The organism is Stutzerimonas stutzeri, from assembly GCF_024448985.1.
GTDB lineage: Bacteria > Pseudomonadota > Gammaproteobacteria > Pseudomonadales > Pseudomonadaceae > Stutzerimonas > Stutzerimonas stutzeri_AP.
The window spans coordinates 24,035-38,201 of sequence record NZ_JAMOII010000002.1 but is presented as its reverse complement, the minus strand read 5'-3'; the positions used below and the strand labels follow the sequence as shown (position 1 = coordinate 38,201).

Sequence of the window (14,167 nt, the reverse complement as noted above, 5' to 3'; positions counted from 1 at the left end):
GTGCTCTGGACTGCTATTTCTTTGCGGTCAGATACCCATCCTCGAGCAGCCTGACCTGCGCATTGATCCAGTCTTCAGCGCGCTGATTGAGTTCGGCGACAGCGCGAGGACCTTCGCTTTCGGCATACATAGCTGGCCCAATAACCACCTGAATGGTGCCGGGTTTCTTGCCCCAGCCACTCTTGGGCCAGAACATCCCGGCGTTATGTGCGATCGGCAGGACTGGCAACCCGGCGTTGGCGGCAAGCGCCGCACCGCTCCGGGAGAACTTACCCTGCTCGCCGACCGGTACGCGCGTGCCTTCTGGGAAAATCAGCACCCAGGCGCCCTGCTCCAGCCGCTCATGGCCTTGCTTAGCCACCTGCCGCAGCGCAGCCTTGGGATTGTCGCGATCGATAGCGATGGGTTTGAGCAACATGATTGCCCAACCAAAGAACGGCACACGCAGCAACTCACGTTTGAGCACCTGGGTCAGAGGCTCGAAGTAGGCCGACAGGAAGAACGTCTCCCAGGTGCTCTGGTGCTTGGCCAGAATCACGCAAGGGCGCGACGGGACGTTCTCCGCACCGTGCACCTCGTAGCGCAGGCCGACCAGCGTCTTACCCAGCCATACGGCGCAGCGGCACCAGTTCTGTACGACGAAGCGATAGCGCATGCGGAATGCCATGAACGGCGCGCAGACCAGGCAGACCAGGCACCAGGCGAAAGCGGTGAAGGCCAGGAGGAAATAGAACAGCGCGATCCGAGCAGCAAACAGAAGGTTCATCACGATGCCCTCAGCAGATGTTCGGCAACCGCCGCGAGATCATCGAATACCTGGGTTCCAGGCGGTAGTGCGCCTTCCAGTGTACGCATGCCCTTGCCAGTCCTGACCAGGTAAGGCGCACCGCCCAAGAGCATACCGGCATGAAGGTCACGATGGCTGTCGCCGACCACCGGTACATCTTTGAGATCGGGCAAATGAAAATGCTCGGCAATTTTATGGAACAGCCCCGGCAGGGGCTTACGGCAGTCACAGCCATCGTCCGGACCATGCGGGCAATGCATGATCAGGTCGATGCGTCCGCCCTGCTCCATCACCAGCTGCTGCATCTTGAAGTGCATATCGTCGAGCATCGAGGCATCGAACATGCCTCGCGCCAGCCCGGACTGGTTGGTGGCGACCGCCACCGTCCAGCCCGCCTTGCACAGGCTGGCGATGGCCTGGAGAGAGCCTGGAATCGGAATCCATTCATCCAGGTTCTTCACATATGCATCGGAGTCCTCATTGATGACGCCGTCGCGGTCGAGCACTATCAGTTTCACCGGCTTAGCCAAGTGCGGAAATATCGGCGACGCCAAGGAAAAGTCCTCTCAACCGGGCAAGCAAGGCATAGCGGTTGGCACGTACCGAAGCGTCTTCGGCATTGACCAGTACCGCCTCGAAGAAGGCATCCACCGGGCCGCGCAGATGCGCCAGACGCTCGAGCGCCTCGCGATACTGGCGCGCCGCTGCGAGCGGCTGCACGGCCTGTTCGGCTTGTTGCAGCGCCGAATAAAGCGAGAACTCGGTGGCATTGTCGAACCAGCGGGGCTCGACGGTTTCCGGCAGCTTCGCTTCGAACTTGCTCAGCAGGTTCGAGACACGCTTGTTGGCCGCTGCCAACGCTTCTGCTTCCGGTAGCGTGCGGAACGCCTGCACCGCCTGCACACGCTGATCGAAGTCCAGCGCGGAGCCTGGCTGCACGGCGCGTACCGACAGATAGGAGGCAACTTCGATGCCCTCATCCTCATAGCGTGCCCGCAGGCGATCGAAGATGAACTCCAGCACCTGATCGGCCAACCCGTCGGCCTTGACCTGCTTGCCGAACTGGCCGATGGAGAAGCGCACGGCCTCTACCAAGTCGAGATCCAGTTGCTTCTCGATGAGGATGCGCAGAATACCCAGCGCCGCACGACGTAGCGCGTAGGGGTCTTTGCTGCCGGTAGGCAACATGCCGATGCCAAAGATCCCGACCAGCGTGTCCAGCTTGTCCGCCACTGCCAGAATCGCACCCGTACGGGTACTTGGCAGCTCGGCGCCGGCACCACGCGGCATGTATTGTTCGTTCAACGCCAGCGCCACGTCCTGCGGCTCGCCATCGTTGAGCGCGTAGTAGTAACCAGCAATGCCCTGCATTTCCGGGAACTCGCCGACCATTTCAGTGGCCAAATCGCACTTGCTCAAAAGGCCGGCACGAGCGGCCCATTGCGGATTGCCGTCGGTGCGCTCGGCGATGAAAGCGGCGAGCTGCGATACCCGCACGGCCTTGTCGTAAACGGTGCCCAGCTGCGCCTGAAAGATCACGTTCTTCAGCCGTTCGTTGAAGCTTTCCAGCTTCTGCTTCTTGTCCTGCTTGAAGAAGAATTCGGCGTCGGTCAGGCGCGGGCGCACCACCTTCTCGTTGCCGGCAACGATCTGCGCCGGGTCTTTCGATTCGATGTTGGCCACGGTGATGAAGCGCGGCAGAAGCTTGCCGTTTACATCCAGCAGGCAGAAGTACTTCTGGTTGTCCTGCATGGTGGTGATTAGCGCTTCTTGCGGGACTTCCAGGAAGCGTTCTTCGAAGGAGCACACCAGCGGAACCGGCCATTCGACCAGCGCAGCGACCTCATCGAGCAGGGCCGGCGGCACGATGGCGGTGCCGTTCTGCTCGCTTGCCAGCTGCTCGACGCGCTTAGCGATCAGCTCGCGGCGCTCGGCGAAGTCGGCGATCACACGGGCTGCGCGCAGGTCTTCCAAGTAACTGGTTGGCTTGGAAATGCGCACCTGACCCGGGCTGTGGAAACGGTGGCCGCGCGATTCGCGTCCAGCGCGCTGCGCGAGAATGGTGCAGTCAATGACCTGATCACCTAGCAGCATCACCAGCCACTGAGTTGGACGAACGAATTCTTCCTTGCGCGCGGCCCAGCGCATGCGCTTGGGAATCGGCAGCTCATTCAGCGAGGTTTCGACGATGTCAGGCAACAGCTCGGCGGTCGGCTGGCCGGGTATCGAGCGGCTGTAGCGGAGTTTTGGGCCACTGCGGTCGATCTCTGCGAGATCCACACCACACTTGCGAGCGAAGCCCAGCGCGGCCTGGGTCGGTTCGCCTTCAGCGTCGAAGGCGGCCTGCAGCGGTGGTCCGTCGAGGTTGATGCTGCGATCGGGCTGGTCGGTGTCGAGCTGCTCGACCAGCACCGCAAGACGCCGCGGCGCAGCGAAGGCCTGTACGCGGGCATGCTTGAGGCCGGCTTCCTTCAGACCCTTCTCGATACCGGCGCGGAAGGCGTCGGACAGCCTGCCCAGCGCCTTGGGCGGCAGCTCTTCGGTGCCGAGTTCGACCAGAAAATCCAGTGCGCTCATTCTGCTGCCTCCAGCTTGGCCAGTACTTCGTCACGCAGGTCGGGGGCTGCCATAGGGAAGCCCAGCTTGGCGCGGGCCTGCAGGTAGCTCTGCGCTACCGAGCGGGCCAGTGCCCGTACGCGCAGGATGTACTGCTGACGCGCCGTCACCGAGATGGCCCGACGGGCATCCAGCAGGTTGAAGGTGTGCGACGCCTTCAACACCATTTCGTAGGTTGGCAGTGGCAGCTCCAGCTCGATCAACCGGTTGGCTTCCGACTCGTAGTAATCGAACAGTTCGAACAGCTTGTCGACGTTGGCATGCTCGAAGTTATAGGTGGACTGCTCCACCTCGTTCTGATGGAACACGTCGCCATAGGTGACGGTGCCGAACGGGCCATCGGTCCAGATCAGGTCGTAGACCGAATCGACGCCCTGCAGGTACATGGCCAGGCGCTCCAAACCGTAGGTGATCTCACCGGTGACCGGGTAGCATTCGATGCCACCGACCTGCTGGAAGTAGGTGAACTGGGTGACTTCCATGCCGTTCAGCCAGACTTCCCAGCCCAGGCCCCAAGCGCCGAGCGTCGGCGATTCCCAGTTGTCCTCGACGAAGCGCACGTCATGCACCGAGGTATCCACGCCGATACGGCGCAGCGACTCCAGGTACAGGTCCTGAATGTTGTCCGGGTTGGGCTTTAGCACCACCTGAAACTGGTAGTAGTGCTGCAGGCGGTTGGGGTTCTCGCCATAACGGCCGTCGGCCGGGCGGCGTGAAGGCTGGACGTAGGCCGCATTCCAGGTCTCGGGACCGATTGCGCGCAGGAAAGTGGCGGTGTGAAAAGTACCGGCGCCCATTTCCATGTCATAGGGTTGCAAGACGACGCAACCCTGCTCTGCCCAATAGCTTTGCAGGGCGAGGATCAGGTCTTGGAAGGTGCGCACGGCAGGCGTAGGCTGGGTCAAAATTTCACCTGTGCTGGCTTCGACAGAAAGCCTCGGAGTATACCCGATAACCGTTCCAACCCGTGGTGGCGCTTGCCTTTGGGTTGGATGCAGCGGTGACCTCGGCACTCTGCTCACGTCCCCTTTCGAGATCCGGAAAATGCCGCGTTGCGCCTGGTGCACCGATGACCCGCTATACATCGACTATCACGACAGTGAATGGGGCGTGCCGACGCGTGATCCCCAGGTTCTGTTCGAATTCCTGATCCTCGAAGCCTTTCAGGCTGGGCTGTCGTGGATCACCGTCTTGCGCAAGCGCGAGCGGTATCGCCAGGTGCTGTTCGGGTTCGATCCGCAGCGGCTGGCGCAGATGAGCGACGCCGAAATCAACGAGCGCATGCTCGACGCGGGCATCATCCGCAACCGACGCAAGCTCGAGGCTGCACGCAGCAATGCCCAGCGTTGGTTGGCGCTGGAGGACCCGGTTGGCTGGCTATGGTCATTCGTCGGCGGCCAACCGAAGGTCAACCATTTCCGGTCGCACAGCGAGGTTCCGGCGGTGACCCCTGAAGCCGAGGCCATGAGCCGCGCGCTGAAGAAGGCCGGCTTCAGTTTTGTCGGCCCGACCATCTGCTACGCCTACATGCAGGCCTGCGGCATGGTCATGGACCACACCATCGATTGCGAGCGCTACGCGATGCTCGCCGGCACCTCGGCCAGTGCCTAGTACGAGTAGCCGAGCACTGGAAGCAGTTACACTAGCGGCTTTGATTTTCGGGAGAGATCCTTGGACAAGTTCAAAGGTGCGCTGGTGGTCGGTTTCCTGCGCCTGTTCGCCCTGCTGCCCTGGCGCGCGGTGCAAAGCGTGGGCGGCGCCATCGGCTGGTTAATGTGGAAATTGCCCAACCGTTCCCGCGAAGTCGCCCGGATCAACCTGACCAAGTGTTTTCCAGAACTGTCTGCCGTCGAACACGAAGCGCTGTTGGGGCAAAGCCTGCAGCAGATCGGCAAAGCCTTTACCGAGAGCGCCTGCGCCTGGATCTGGCCGGCGGACAGGACGTTGCGTCTGGTCAGACAGGTCGAAGGACTCGAGGTGCTGGAACAGGCTCTGGCGTCCGGCAAGGGCGTCGTCGGCATCACCAGCCATTTGGGTAACTGGGAAGTGCTCAATCACTTCTACTGCGCGCAGTGCAAGCCGATCATTTTTTATCGTCCGCCAAAGCTCAAGGCGGTCGATGACCTGCTGCAACGTCAGCGGGTACAAATGGGCAACAAGGTTGCGCCATCGACCCGCGAAGGCATTATCAGCGTGATCAAGGAAGTGCGCCGCGGCGGCGCCGTGGGTATTCCGGCGGACCCGGAGCCCAGTGAAGGTGCCGGCGTATTCGTCCCCTTCCTCGGCACGCAGGCGCTGACCAGCAAGTTCGTACCCGGCATGCTCACTGGCGGCAAGGCCATCGGCGTGTTCCTCCATGCGTTGCGTCTGGAGGACGGTTCGGGCTACAAGGTGATCATCGAAGCGGCACCACCGGCCATGTACGACGAGGACGTCGAGGTCGCGGTCGCGGCCATGAGCGACGTCATCGGGCGCTACGTGCGCACCTGGCCGAGCCAGTACATGTGGACCATGAAGCGCTTCAAAAAGCGCCCTGCCGGCGAGCGTCGCTGGTACTGAAAGCTAACGAAGACAAATAGGAACGTCAGATGGCCAACCAGCGACAGCATCCACGCGCGCCCATGAAGTGCCGGATACGCATCACTCATGAGTCCTTCGGCGAGGTGCTCGCCCACACCCGCGACCTGTCCGATGGCGGCGTGTACGTCAAACACCCTCAGCTGACCGAGCTTCGGCCCGGCATGATCGTCAGCGGACAGGTGCAGGATCTGCCGATCCCGGCGCCTGTGCTGCAGATGGAAGTGATGCGTGTCGATGCCGAAGGTGTCGGCTTGCGCTTCGTGCAGGACAGCTGAGACCGAACCTGTCGCGCAATGGCTGGCACTAGACACCGGCCTGCCTGTCCAGTTTGCGCAGAAACACGCCCATCTCCTTTTCCGCCTGCTTATCGCCGTGTGCTTGCGCCGCGACCACGCCCTGCTCCCAGGCCCGACGCGCGCCGTCGCGGTCACCGCTGGTCTGCAACGCTTTGCCCAACAATTTCCAGGCCGCGGAATACTTCGGATCCTGTTCGACGCAGCGCTGTAGATGCGTCGCAGCCTGCGCCGCATCGCCGGCATCCAGATAACCTTTGCCGAGGCCGAAGCGCAGCATGGGATTATCCATGCCCTTGGCCAGCATCTTTTCCAGTGATTCGAGCATCTGCGCTCCCCTTCAATAAGCACGTGCGACAGGTTGGAGCTCAAGTCCGTAGGGCCGATTCATTCGGCCTGAGAGTAGGAAGGCCGAACAAGTTCGGCCCTAAGGCCGCCGCCCCAAAGAGTGCCTTGCCCGGTTACACACCAGCCGCCATTTTTCAATGAATCCGAATCAGGACATTAGCTTGCCTGAGTGACCGCGCTGAGAAATTCCTGAGTGCGCGTTTCCTGCGGATTGCCGAACAGCTCTTCCGGCGTGCCCTGCTCATGGATCCGGCCTTCGTTGAAGAAGCATACGCGGTCGGCGAACTCACGGGCGAAGCCCATCTGGTGCGTGACCATCAGCATGGTCAGGCTATGCGCGTCTCCCAGCCGGCGGATGACATTGAGCACTTCGCCGCACAGCTCGGGGTCCAGCGCCGACGTCACCTCGTCGAACAGCATCACCTTTGGCCGCATGGCTAGCGCGCGGGCGATGGCAACCCGCTGCTGCTGGCCTCCGGACAGCTGCGACGGGTAATGGTCGAGCTTGTCTTCCAGCCCGACCATCGCCAGCAGTTCCTCGGCGCGCTCGCGCGCTTCCTTTTTCGACAGCCCCAGCACCTGCACCGGCGCTTCCATCACGTTCTGCCGGGTGCTCATGTGCGGAAACAGATTGAAGCTCTGGAATACCATGCCCACTTTGCCACGAACACGGCGCAGATGCCGGGCGTTGGCGCGGACCAGTTCGCCGTTGGCGCCGGGCATATGCGTCAGCGGCTCGTCATCAACCATGATCACGCCCTCGTCGATGTCTTCCAGCGTCATCAACGCGCGTAACAGTGTGGATTTTCCGGACCCGCTGGGGCCGATGATGGCGACCTTTTCGCCGTTGCGCACATCCAGATCGAGCTGATTGAGCACGGTCAGGTCGCCGTAGCGCTTGGTCACGTCGCGAAACTGCACCATGGTTTCCGGCTCGTTGGCCGCAGCGGTCGGGTTCGGGTTTTCGGTGGCGGGCATCACTGCGTTCATCGGGCGAGCTCCATACGGTTTTCCAGACGGCGCACGAACCAGGCGAGGCCGAGACTGAGAATGAGGAAAAACAGGCCGACCATGGTGATCGGTTCCAGATAGCGGAAATGCTCGGAGCCGATGTTCTTGGCCCGCTGCATGATTTCCACCACGGTAATTGCGGACAGCACCGGCGTGTCCTTGAGCATCGAGATTAGGTAGTTGCCCAGCGCCGGCAGAATGGGCCGCAGCGCCTGCGGCAGGATGATCGTGCGGTAGGCGTTGAGCGGCTTCATGTTCAATGCCGTCACCGCTTCCCATTGCGCACGCGGCACAGCATCGAGCCCGGCACGGTAGACCTCTGCGGTGTAGCAGGCGTAGTGCAGCGCGATGCCGATGATGCCAGCCTGCAGCGCTGACAGATTAAGGCCGTAGTTGGGCAGCACGAAGAACAGGAAATACACCTGAATCAGCAGCGGCGTGCTGCGGATGAATTCGATCAGCCCGGTCACCGGCCAGGACAACCAGCGATGCCGGCTGCGTCGGCCCACGGCGAGGAACAGACCCAGAACGATGGCGATGGAGAAGCCCGCCAGGGTGATGCCGATGGTTTTCAGCGAGGCGTCGAGCAGCCTGGGCAGAATCTCCAGGGCGAATGCCCAATCGAAGAAACTCATGACAGCCCTCCCCGCACGCGTCCGCGTGCCAGGCGCCGCTCGAGCATGCGCATGGAGAAATTGATGAGCTGCGCAAGAACGAAATACATGACCAGTGCCAGGCCGAAGATTTCCAGCGTCATCAGCGTGGCCTGATCCAGCTGGCGCGCGCGAAATGCCAGATCCGACAGGGTGATCAACGAAACCAACGAGGTGTTCTTCAGCAGCTCGATCAGCAGGTTGGTGCCCGGCGGAATCGCCGCCAGCAGGGCCTGTGGCAGGATCACCCGGCGCAAGCGCTGCCAAGCGGTCATGTTCAGCGCCTGGCACGCCTCGTATTGCCCCTCATGCACCGAACGTATGGCGCCGCGCAGCACTTCCGCGCCATAGGCGCCGATGTTCAGACCGAGGCCGACGACCGCGACGCTGAAGGCGCTCATGGACAGATTGAACGGCGGCATCGGCAACACGAAATAAAGCCAGAACAGCTGGACCAGCAATGAGCTGCCGCGAAACACCTCGATGTAGGTGATCGCCAGCCATCGTAGCGGTGCGATTGGCGAGAGCCGACCCAGTGCGCCGATCAGCGCCGCGGCAATGGCCAGCAAGGCGCCCCAGAAGGTGACCTGCACGGTCACCCAGGCGCCTTGCAGCAGAAGGGGAAGTAATTCATTCATCTTGGATTTCCGGTTGGCTCCGGGGATGTTGGAGCTGGGATCGCAGGTGACCCGGTAAGGCCGGCTGCGTGAGCGGGCTGCGGTCCGGCCACCGCGTGGCGTCTTGCGTCCGGCGGTGGGAAGCAGGCATGCGTAAGTCGGCGCAGCGCGATGACGCGCGGCGACCGACCGGAGGCAGAAGCACTATCGAAGGACTGTTCACCGAGGGAAGTCCAGCGCGGCATCAGCGTGGCCGCACCGAATCCATTCAGGCGCTACAGAGCTCCTCGGCAGTCTTGTCGGTGATGTTCGAGCGATCGAAGCCGAACGGCTCGACGGTTTTCAGGTGCTCGTCGCTGCCCAGCCACTTCTTCAGCTCGGCGTTGACCGCATCACGCAGCGCCTTGTCTTGGGGACGGAATGCCAGGGCGCCATAGCCGGTGTGGGCCGGGTCGTCCTTGAAGTCGGTGGTCGCTTCGACCTGATCGCCGGCCTTATCGGCCAGTCCCTTCATGGTCAGTTGGGTGCCGATCGCGGCGTCGGCGCGGCCGGTGCGTACGGCCTGCAGTTGCGAGGTGGTGTCGGGCACCTGGACGATCTGCGAATCCTTGATACCGGCTTCGCGCGCATAGGCGAGATTGACCGTGCCGGACATGATGGCCAGTTTGGCTTCGGGGTCGTTGGCGATATCGGCGTAGCTGCGCAGGTTCTTCGGGTTGCCGGTTTTCACCAGCAGGGTATCGGGCAACTGGTAGTGCGGATCGGTGAACAGCACCTGCTTGCAGCGCTCCGGCGTGATGTACATGCCGGCAGCGATGAGGTCGAAGCGGCTGGCGCGCAGGCCGGGAATCAGCGAGCCCCATTCGGTGAGGACGGGGTTGATGGTCTCGATGCCCATCTGCTGGAAAATCTTTTCGACTATTTCGGGGGACTCGCCGGTGACGCTGCCATCGGTGGCGGTGTAGGCGAAGGGGGTTTCGTTGGCGTAGCCGATGCGGACGCTACTGCTGTCCTTGATGTCATCCAGGGTATCGGCCTGGACCAGGCTGCTGATGGTCACACTCGCTAGCGCAGTACAACCGACCAGTAGCCGGGCAATGGGTGAGATGCTGAAATTCCTCATGGGGTGTCTCTCCTGTGTTCCTTTGAAATCCGCAAGGCGGATCATTAGCTTTAGGAGGCCGCCGCCAGGGGCGAACGTGGTCAAACCTGTGTTGAATGCGGTTGCCTCGGTTGTTGTTATTGCCATCACCGCAGGTTAACGAAGCGCCGTCACACGGCTTGCTGGCTTCGTATCCTGACCGGAGGATACAAAAGCCGAGCAGTTAACGGAAATGTAGAGGCTATCTGAGCCGATTCGTCTCGAATCAGCTGCAAAAAAGAGAAGGGTCACCGTCTGGCTTGAATCCGGCCAGCTACTGCGGTGCCGGGCTTGCCCGGCGTCGGTGAGAAAACGGCAGCAATCCGCCAGATCAGAAAAAGGTGAGGCCCGCCTGGAACAGCCGCTCCACGTCGCGAATGTGCTTCTTGTCGGCGAGGAACAGAATCACATGGTCGCCCGACTCGATGACGGTGTCGTCATGGGCGATCAGCACCTGCTCGGCGCGAATCACCGCTCCGATGGTGGAGCCCGGCGGCAAGGTGATCTTGCCGATGGCGCGACCGACGACTTTGCTCGAACGCGAGTCGCCATGGGCAATCACTTCGATCGCCTCCGCCGCGCCCCGGCGCAGCGAGTGGGCACTGACGATATCGCCGCGGCGTACGTGGGTTAGCAGCGTGCCGATGGTGGCCAGCTGGGGGCTGATGGCGATGTCGATCTCGCCACCCTGCACCAGGTCCACGTAAGCCGGGTTGTTGATGATGCACATCACCTTGCGCGCGCCCAGGCGCTTGGCCAGTAGCGACGACATGATGTTGGCCTCGTCGTCGTTGGTCAGCGCCAGGAACACATCGGCGTCGTTGATGTTCTCCTCCACTAGCAGATCGCGGTCCGAGGCGCTGCCCTGGAGGATGATAGTGCTATCGAGGGTGTCCGAGAGGTAGCGGCAGCGTGCTGGATTCATCTCGATGATCTTCACCTGATAACGGCTTTCGATGGCCTCGGCGAGGCGCTCGCCGATATGTCCACCGCCAGCGATGACGATGCGGCGGTAGGAATCGTCGAGTCGGCGCATCTCGCTCATTACCGCGCGGATATGCGCACGCGCTGCAATGAAGAAGACCTCGTCGTCGGCCTCGATGACCGTATCGCCCTTCGGCAGGATCGCCTGGTTGCGACGGAAGATCGCCGCCACCCGCGTGTCGACGTTGGGCATGTGCTTGCGAATCTGGCGCAGCTCCTGGCCCACCAACGGCCCGCCATAGTAGGCCCGCACCGCGACCAGCTGGGCTTTGCCACCGGCAAAGTCGATCACCTGCAGCGAACCGGGATGCTCGATCAGGCGCTTGATGTAGTTGGTGACCACCTGCTCGGGGCTGATCAGCACGTCGACCGGTATCGCCTCGTTGCTGAACAGATTGGAGCGGGTGAGGTATACGGACTCGCGCACCCGTGCGATCTTCGTCGGGGTGTGGAACAGCGTGTAGGCAACCTGACAGGCAACCATGTTGGTTTCATCGCTGTTGGTCACCGCCACCAGCATGTCGGCGTCGTCCGCACCGGCCTGTCGCAGCACGGTCGGAAACGAGCCCCGGCCGACGACGGTGCGAATGTCCAGGCGATCACCGAGATCGCGCAGGCGATCAGGATCGGTGTCGACCACGGTGATGTCGTTGGCTTCACTGGCGAGGTTTTCGGCCAGCGTACCGCCCACCTGCCCCGCACCGAGAATGATGATTTTCACAAAGTCGCTCCTGAAGGGCAGCTTTCAACGCCCATATTGGCCAAACTTGTCGATTGCCTGTCGGTGGGTTGAAGCGGGGCGCTGCCCGGCACAAAGCCGTAGGGTGGGCTTCAGCCTACCGATGTCCCCGGCCTGTCTCATTGAGACACGCTGGCCGTGGGTTGGGCCGCGATCTTCATCAGTTTGGCGTAATAGAAGCCGTCATGGCCGTTCTCCTGCGGCAGCAGTTGACGCCCATGAGACTGCTCGACACCGAAACCTTTCGGCAGATCCAACTGACGGGCACCGGGCATGCGCGCCAGGAACGCCTCGATCACCTCGCGATTCTCGGTCGGCAGCACCGAGCAGGTGGCATACAACAGCACCCCACCGACCGCCAACGTTGGCCAGAGCGCATCGAGCATTTCGCCCTGCAGCGCGGCCAGCGGCGCGATGTCATCGGCCTGGCGGGCCAGCTTGATGTCTGGATGACGGCGAATCACGCCGGTCGCCGAACAGGGCGCGTCGAGCAGAATCCGTTGAAAGGGTCGGCCATCCCACCATTGATCCGTCGTGCGTGCATCGGCGGCAACGAGCTGTGCCTTCAGTTGCAGACGATCAAGGTTTTCCTGCACGCGTTGCAGCCGCTTGGGCTCCAGATCCAGCGCGACGACTTCCGCCAACTTGGGCTCGCGTTCGAGGATATGGCAGGTCTTGCCGCCCGGCGCACAGCAGGCGTCCAGCACGCGCTGGTCGGGCGCCAGATCGAGCAGGCCGGCAGCCAGCTGCGCCGCTTCGTCCTGTACGCTGACCCGCCCTTCGGCAAAGCCCGGCAACTGATTGACGTCGCAGGCCTCGGCCAGACGGATGCCGTCCTCGCTGTGGCTGCAGGGGAAGGCTTCGATACCGGCAGTCCGCAGCTCGGCGAGATAGTCGTCGCGCTCAATCTGACGGTGGTTGACCCGCAGCATCATTGGCGGATGGATGTTGTTCGCGGTGCAGATCGCCTCCCAGTGTTCCGGCCAATGCGCCTTCAGCGATTTCTGCAGCCAGCGCGGATGGGCGAAGCGGATCACCGGATCACGCTCCAGTTCGGCGAACAGCGCTTCGCCTTCGCGTTGAGCATTGCGCAGCACGGCGTTGAGCAGGCCCTTGGCCCAGGGCTTCTTCAGTTTGTCTACGCAGCCGACGGTTTCGCCGATGGCGGCGTGCGGCGGTATGCGGGTGTAGAACAGCTGATACAGGCCGATCAGCAATAGAGCTTCGACGTCTCGATCGGCGGCCTTGAATGGCTTCTGCAGCAGGCGCTCGGCCAGGCCGGCCAGACGCGGCTGCCAACGTGCAGCACCGAACGCCAGTTCCTGGGTCAGACCGCGGTCGCGCGCGTCGACCTTGCTCAACACATCGGGCAGGCTGCTGTTCAGCGAGGCTTTGCCGGCCAGTACCACACCGAGCGCACGGGCCGCGGCGAGGCGCGGGTTCATCGACATTATTCGAACACCTTGCCCGGCGCGAATTGCTCACGTCGGCTGTTGTACAGATCGCTGAAACCAAGCGGCTTGCCGCCCGGCAGTTGCAGACGCGTAATCAATAACGAGCCTACACCGCACGCGACCTGCAGGCCGTCCTTGCCGGCACCGATGATCTGACCCGGCTCGCCCTGCCCATCCGTCAGACGTGCGCCGTGAATCTTCACGGCGGCTTCGTCCAGACTGCTGTGGCAGATCGGCCAGGGATGGAAGGCGCGGATCAGACGTTCCAGCTCGACGGCCGGGCGGCTCCAGTCGAGGCGCGCTTCGTCCTTGTTCAGCTTGTGCGCGTAGGTCGCCAGGTTGTCGTCCTGCACTTCGCCTTTCAGCGAGCCGGCTTCCAGCGCCGTGACCGCTTCGACCACTGCGCGCGAGCCGAGCTCGGCAAGGCGGTCATGGAGGCTGCCGCCGGTGTCGTCAGTTGTGATCGGTGTGCTGACCTTGAGCAGCATCGGACCGGTATCCAGGCCGGCTTCCATCTGCATCACCGTGACCCCGGATTCGGCATCGCCGGCTTCGACTGCACGCTGGATCGGCGCCGCACCGCGCCAGCGCGGAAGCAACGAGGCATGGCTGTTGATACAACCCAACCGCGGCATATCCAGCACCGCTTGCGGCAGGATCAAGCCATAGGCGACTACCACCATCAGGTCGGCCTGCAGTCCCGCCAGTTCCGCTTGAGCCGCCGGATCGCGCAGGGTCTGTGGCTGGTACACGGCAATCCCGTGCTGCAGCGCGAGCTGCTTGACCGGGCTGGGCATCAGCTTCTGCCCGCGACCTGCAGGCCGATCCGGCTGGGTGTAAACCGCCACCACTTGCCGATTGGTGTCGAGCAGAGCCTGCAGGTGCTGGGCGGCGAATTCCGGCGTTCCGGCAAAAACGATGCGCATGTCAAACACTCATCAATA

15 protein-coding genes are annotated in these 14,167 nt (G+C 62.4%); 3 read left to right on the top strand and 12 right to left on the bottom strand.

The features are described 5' to 3' along the window. Nucleotides 1–13: 13 nt before the first annotated feature. From NA647_RS02980 to glyQ, 4 genes are read right to left on the bottom strand one after another with little or no spacing between them, the layout of a single operon-like run. Nucleotides 14–766 carry a lysophospholipid acyltransferase family protein gene (locus NA647_RS02980; RefSeq protein WP_256056353.1) on the bottom strand — a complete coding sequence of 251 codons (753 nt, stop codon included), beginning with the start codon at nt 764–766 and terminating at the stop codon, nt 14–16. Next, entirely contained in the window at nt 766–1,305 is a 540-nt protein-coding gene (gene gmhB, locus NA647_RS02975; RefSeq protein WP_256056352.1) for a D-glycero-beta-D-manno-heptose 1,7-bisphosphate 7-phosphatase, read from the bottom strand. Before gmhB ends, NA647_RS02980 begins: the two co-directional genes overlap by 1 nt. A gap of 4 nt (nt 1,306–1,309) precedes the next feature. After that, entirely contained in the window at nt 1,310–3,364 is a 2,055-nt protein-coding gene (glyS, locus tag NA647_RS02970) for a glycine--tRNA ligase subunit beta (protein ID WP_256056351.1), read from the bottom strand. Continuing rightward, on the bottom strand, nt 3,361–4,308 hold the full coding sequence (gene glyQ, locus NA647_RS02965) for a glycine--tRNA ligase subunit alpha (protein WP_256056350.1): 948 nt from the start codon (nt 4,306–4,308) through the stop codon (nt 3,361–3,363). The genes glyS and glyQ overlap by 4 nt, the downstream gene beginning before the upstream one ends. Before the next feature lie 139 nt (nt 4,309–4,447). Between glyQ and NA647_RS02960 the strand changes: the two genes are divergently transcribed. Genes NA647_RS02960 through NA647_RS02950 form a run of 3 tightly spaced genes read left to right on the top strand, consistent with a single transcriptional unit; the run spans nt 4,448 to nt 6,258 of the window. Then, nucleotides 4,448–5,014, top strand: a complete 567-nt coding sequence (locus NA647_RS02960) for a DNA-3-methyladenine glycosylase I (RefSeq protein WP_256056349.1) — start codon at nt 4,448–4,450, stop codon at nt 5,012–5,014. A 60-nt stretch (nt 5,015–5,074) separates the two neighbouring features. After that, nucleotides 5,075–5,962, top strand: a complete 888-nt coding sequence (locus NA647_RS02955; protein WP_256056347.1) for a lysophospholipid acyltransferase — start codon at nt 5,075–5,077, stop codon at nt 5,960–5,962. A gap of 29 nt (nt 5,963–5,991) precedes the next feature. Continuing rightward, nucleotides 5,992–6,258, top strand: coding sequence for a PilZ domain-containing protein (locus tag NA647_RS02950; protein WP_256056345.1), 267 nt, complete (start codon nt 5,992–5,994; stop codon nt 6,256–6,258). 28 nt (nt 6,259–6,286) lie between these two features. On the opposite strand, the gene NA647_RS02945 is transcribed toward NA647_RS02950, so the two are convergent. From NA647_RS02945 to fmt, 8 genes are all read right to left on the bottom strand, one after another. Beyond that, entirely contained in the window at nt 6,287–6,604 is a 318-nt protein-coding gene (locus tag NA647_RS02945; RefSeq protein ID WP_256049452.1) for a tetratricopeptide repeat protein, read from the bottom strand. A 176-nt stretch (nt 6,605–6,780) separates the two neighbouring features. Next, complete coding sequence (ehuA, locus tag NA647_RS02940; protein ID WP_272889539.1) at nt 6,781–7,614, bottom strand: ectoine/hydroxyectoine ABC transporter ATP-binding protein EhuA; 834 nt, start codon at nt 7,612–7,614, stop codon at nt 6,781–6,783. Continuing rightward, a complete protein-coding gene (gene ehuD / locus NA647_RS02935; protein ID WP_256049453.1) occupies nt 7,611–8,270 on the bottom strand; it encodes an ectoine/hydroxyectoine ABC transporter permease subunit EhuD in 660 nt (219 codons plus the stop codon). The genes ehuA and ehuD overlap by 4 nt, the downstream gene beginning before the upstream one ends. Then, a complete protein-coding gene (ehuC, locus tag NA647_RS02930) occupies nt 8,267–8,926 on the bottom strand; it encodes an ectoine/hydroxyectoine ABC transporter permease subunit EhuC (RefSeq protein WP_256056343.1) in 660 nt (219 codons plus the stop codon). The genes ehuD and ehuC overlap by 4 nt, the downstream gene beginning before the upstream one ends. Before the next feature lie 247 nt (nt 8,927–9,173). Further along, a complete protein-coding gene (ehuB, locus tag NA647_RS02925; protein ID WP_256049455.1) occupies nt 9,174–10,028 on the bottom strand; it encodes an ectoine/hydroxyectoine ABC transporter substrate-binding protein EhuB in 855 nt (284 codons plus the stop codon). Between the two features lie 349 nt (nt 10,029–10,377). Next, complete coding sequence (gene trkA / locus NA647_RS02920) at nt 10,378–11,751, bottom strand: Trk system potassium transporter TrkA (RefSeq protein WP_256049456.1); 1,374 nt, start codon at nt 11,749–11,751, stop codon at nt 10,378–10,380. 137 nt (nt 11,752–11,888) lie between these two features. Then, nucleotides 11,889–13,214, bottom strand: a complete 1,326-nt coding sequence (gene rsmB / locus NA647_RS02915; RefSeq protein ID WP_256056763.1) for a 16S rRNA (cytosine(967)-C(5))-methyltransferase RsmB — start codon at nt 13,212–13,214, stop codon at nt 11,889–11,891. A 5-nt stretch (nt 13,215–13,219) separates the two neighbouring features. Beyond that, on the bottom strand, nt 13,220–14,149 hold the full coding sequence (gene fmt / locus NA647_RS02910) for a methionyl-tRNA formyltransferase (protein ID WP_256056341.1): 930 nt from the start codon (nt 14,147–14,149) through the stop codon (nt 13,220–13,222). Nucleotides 14,150–14,167: the final 18 nt, after the last annotated feature.

Excerpts from the sequence above, each read along its gene's own strand:
- NA647_RS02960 (WP_256056349.1), top strand. The coding sequence starts at position 4,448 with ATGCCGCGTTGCGCCTGGTGCACCGATGACCCGCTATACATCGACTAT.
- ehuB (WP_256049455.1), bottom strand. The coding sequence starts at position 10,028 with ATGAGGAATTTCAGCATCTCACCCATTGCCCGGCTACTGGTCGGTTGT.
- ehuD (WP_256049453.1), bottom strand. The coding sequence starts at position 8,270 with ATGAGTTTCTTCGATTGGGCATTCGCCCTGGAGATTCTGCCCAGGCTG.
- ehuA (WP_272889539.1), bottom strand. The coding sequence starts at position 7,614 with ATGAACGCAGTGATGCCCGCCACCGAAAACCCGAACCCGACCGCTGCG.
- NA647_RS02980 (WP_256056353.1), bottom strand. The coding sequence starts at position 766 with ATGAACCTTCTGTTTGCTGCTCGGATCGCGCTGTTCTATTTCCTCCTG.
- ehuC (WP_256056343.1), bottom strand. The coding sequence starts at position 8,926 with ATGAATGAATTACTTCCCCTTCTGCTGCAAGGCGCCTGGGTGACCGTG.
- fmt (WP_256056341.1), bottom strand. The coding sequence starts at position 14,149 with ATGCGCATCGTTTTTGCCGGAACGCCGGAATTCGCCGCCCAGCACCTG.
- NA647_RS02950 (WP_256056345.1), top strand. The coding sequence starts at position 5,992 with ATGGCCAACCAGCGACAGCATCCACGCGCGCCCATGAAGTGCCGGATA.
- rsmB (WP_256056763.1), bottom strand. The coding sequence starts at position 13,214 with ATGAACCCGCGCCTCGCCGCGGCCCGTGCGCTCGGTGTGGTACTGGCC.
- NA647_RS02945 (WP_256049452.1), bottom strand. The coding sequence starts at position 6,604 with ATGCTCGAATCACTGGAAAAGATGCTGGCCAAGGGCATGGATAATCCC.
- glyS (WP_256056351.1), bottom strand. The coding sequence starts at position 3,364 with ATGAGCGCACTGGATTTTCTGGTCGAACTCGGCACCGAAGAGCTGCCG.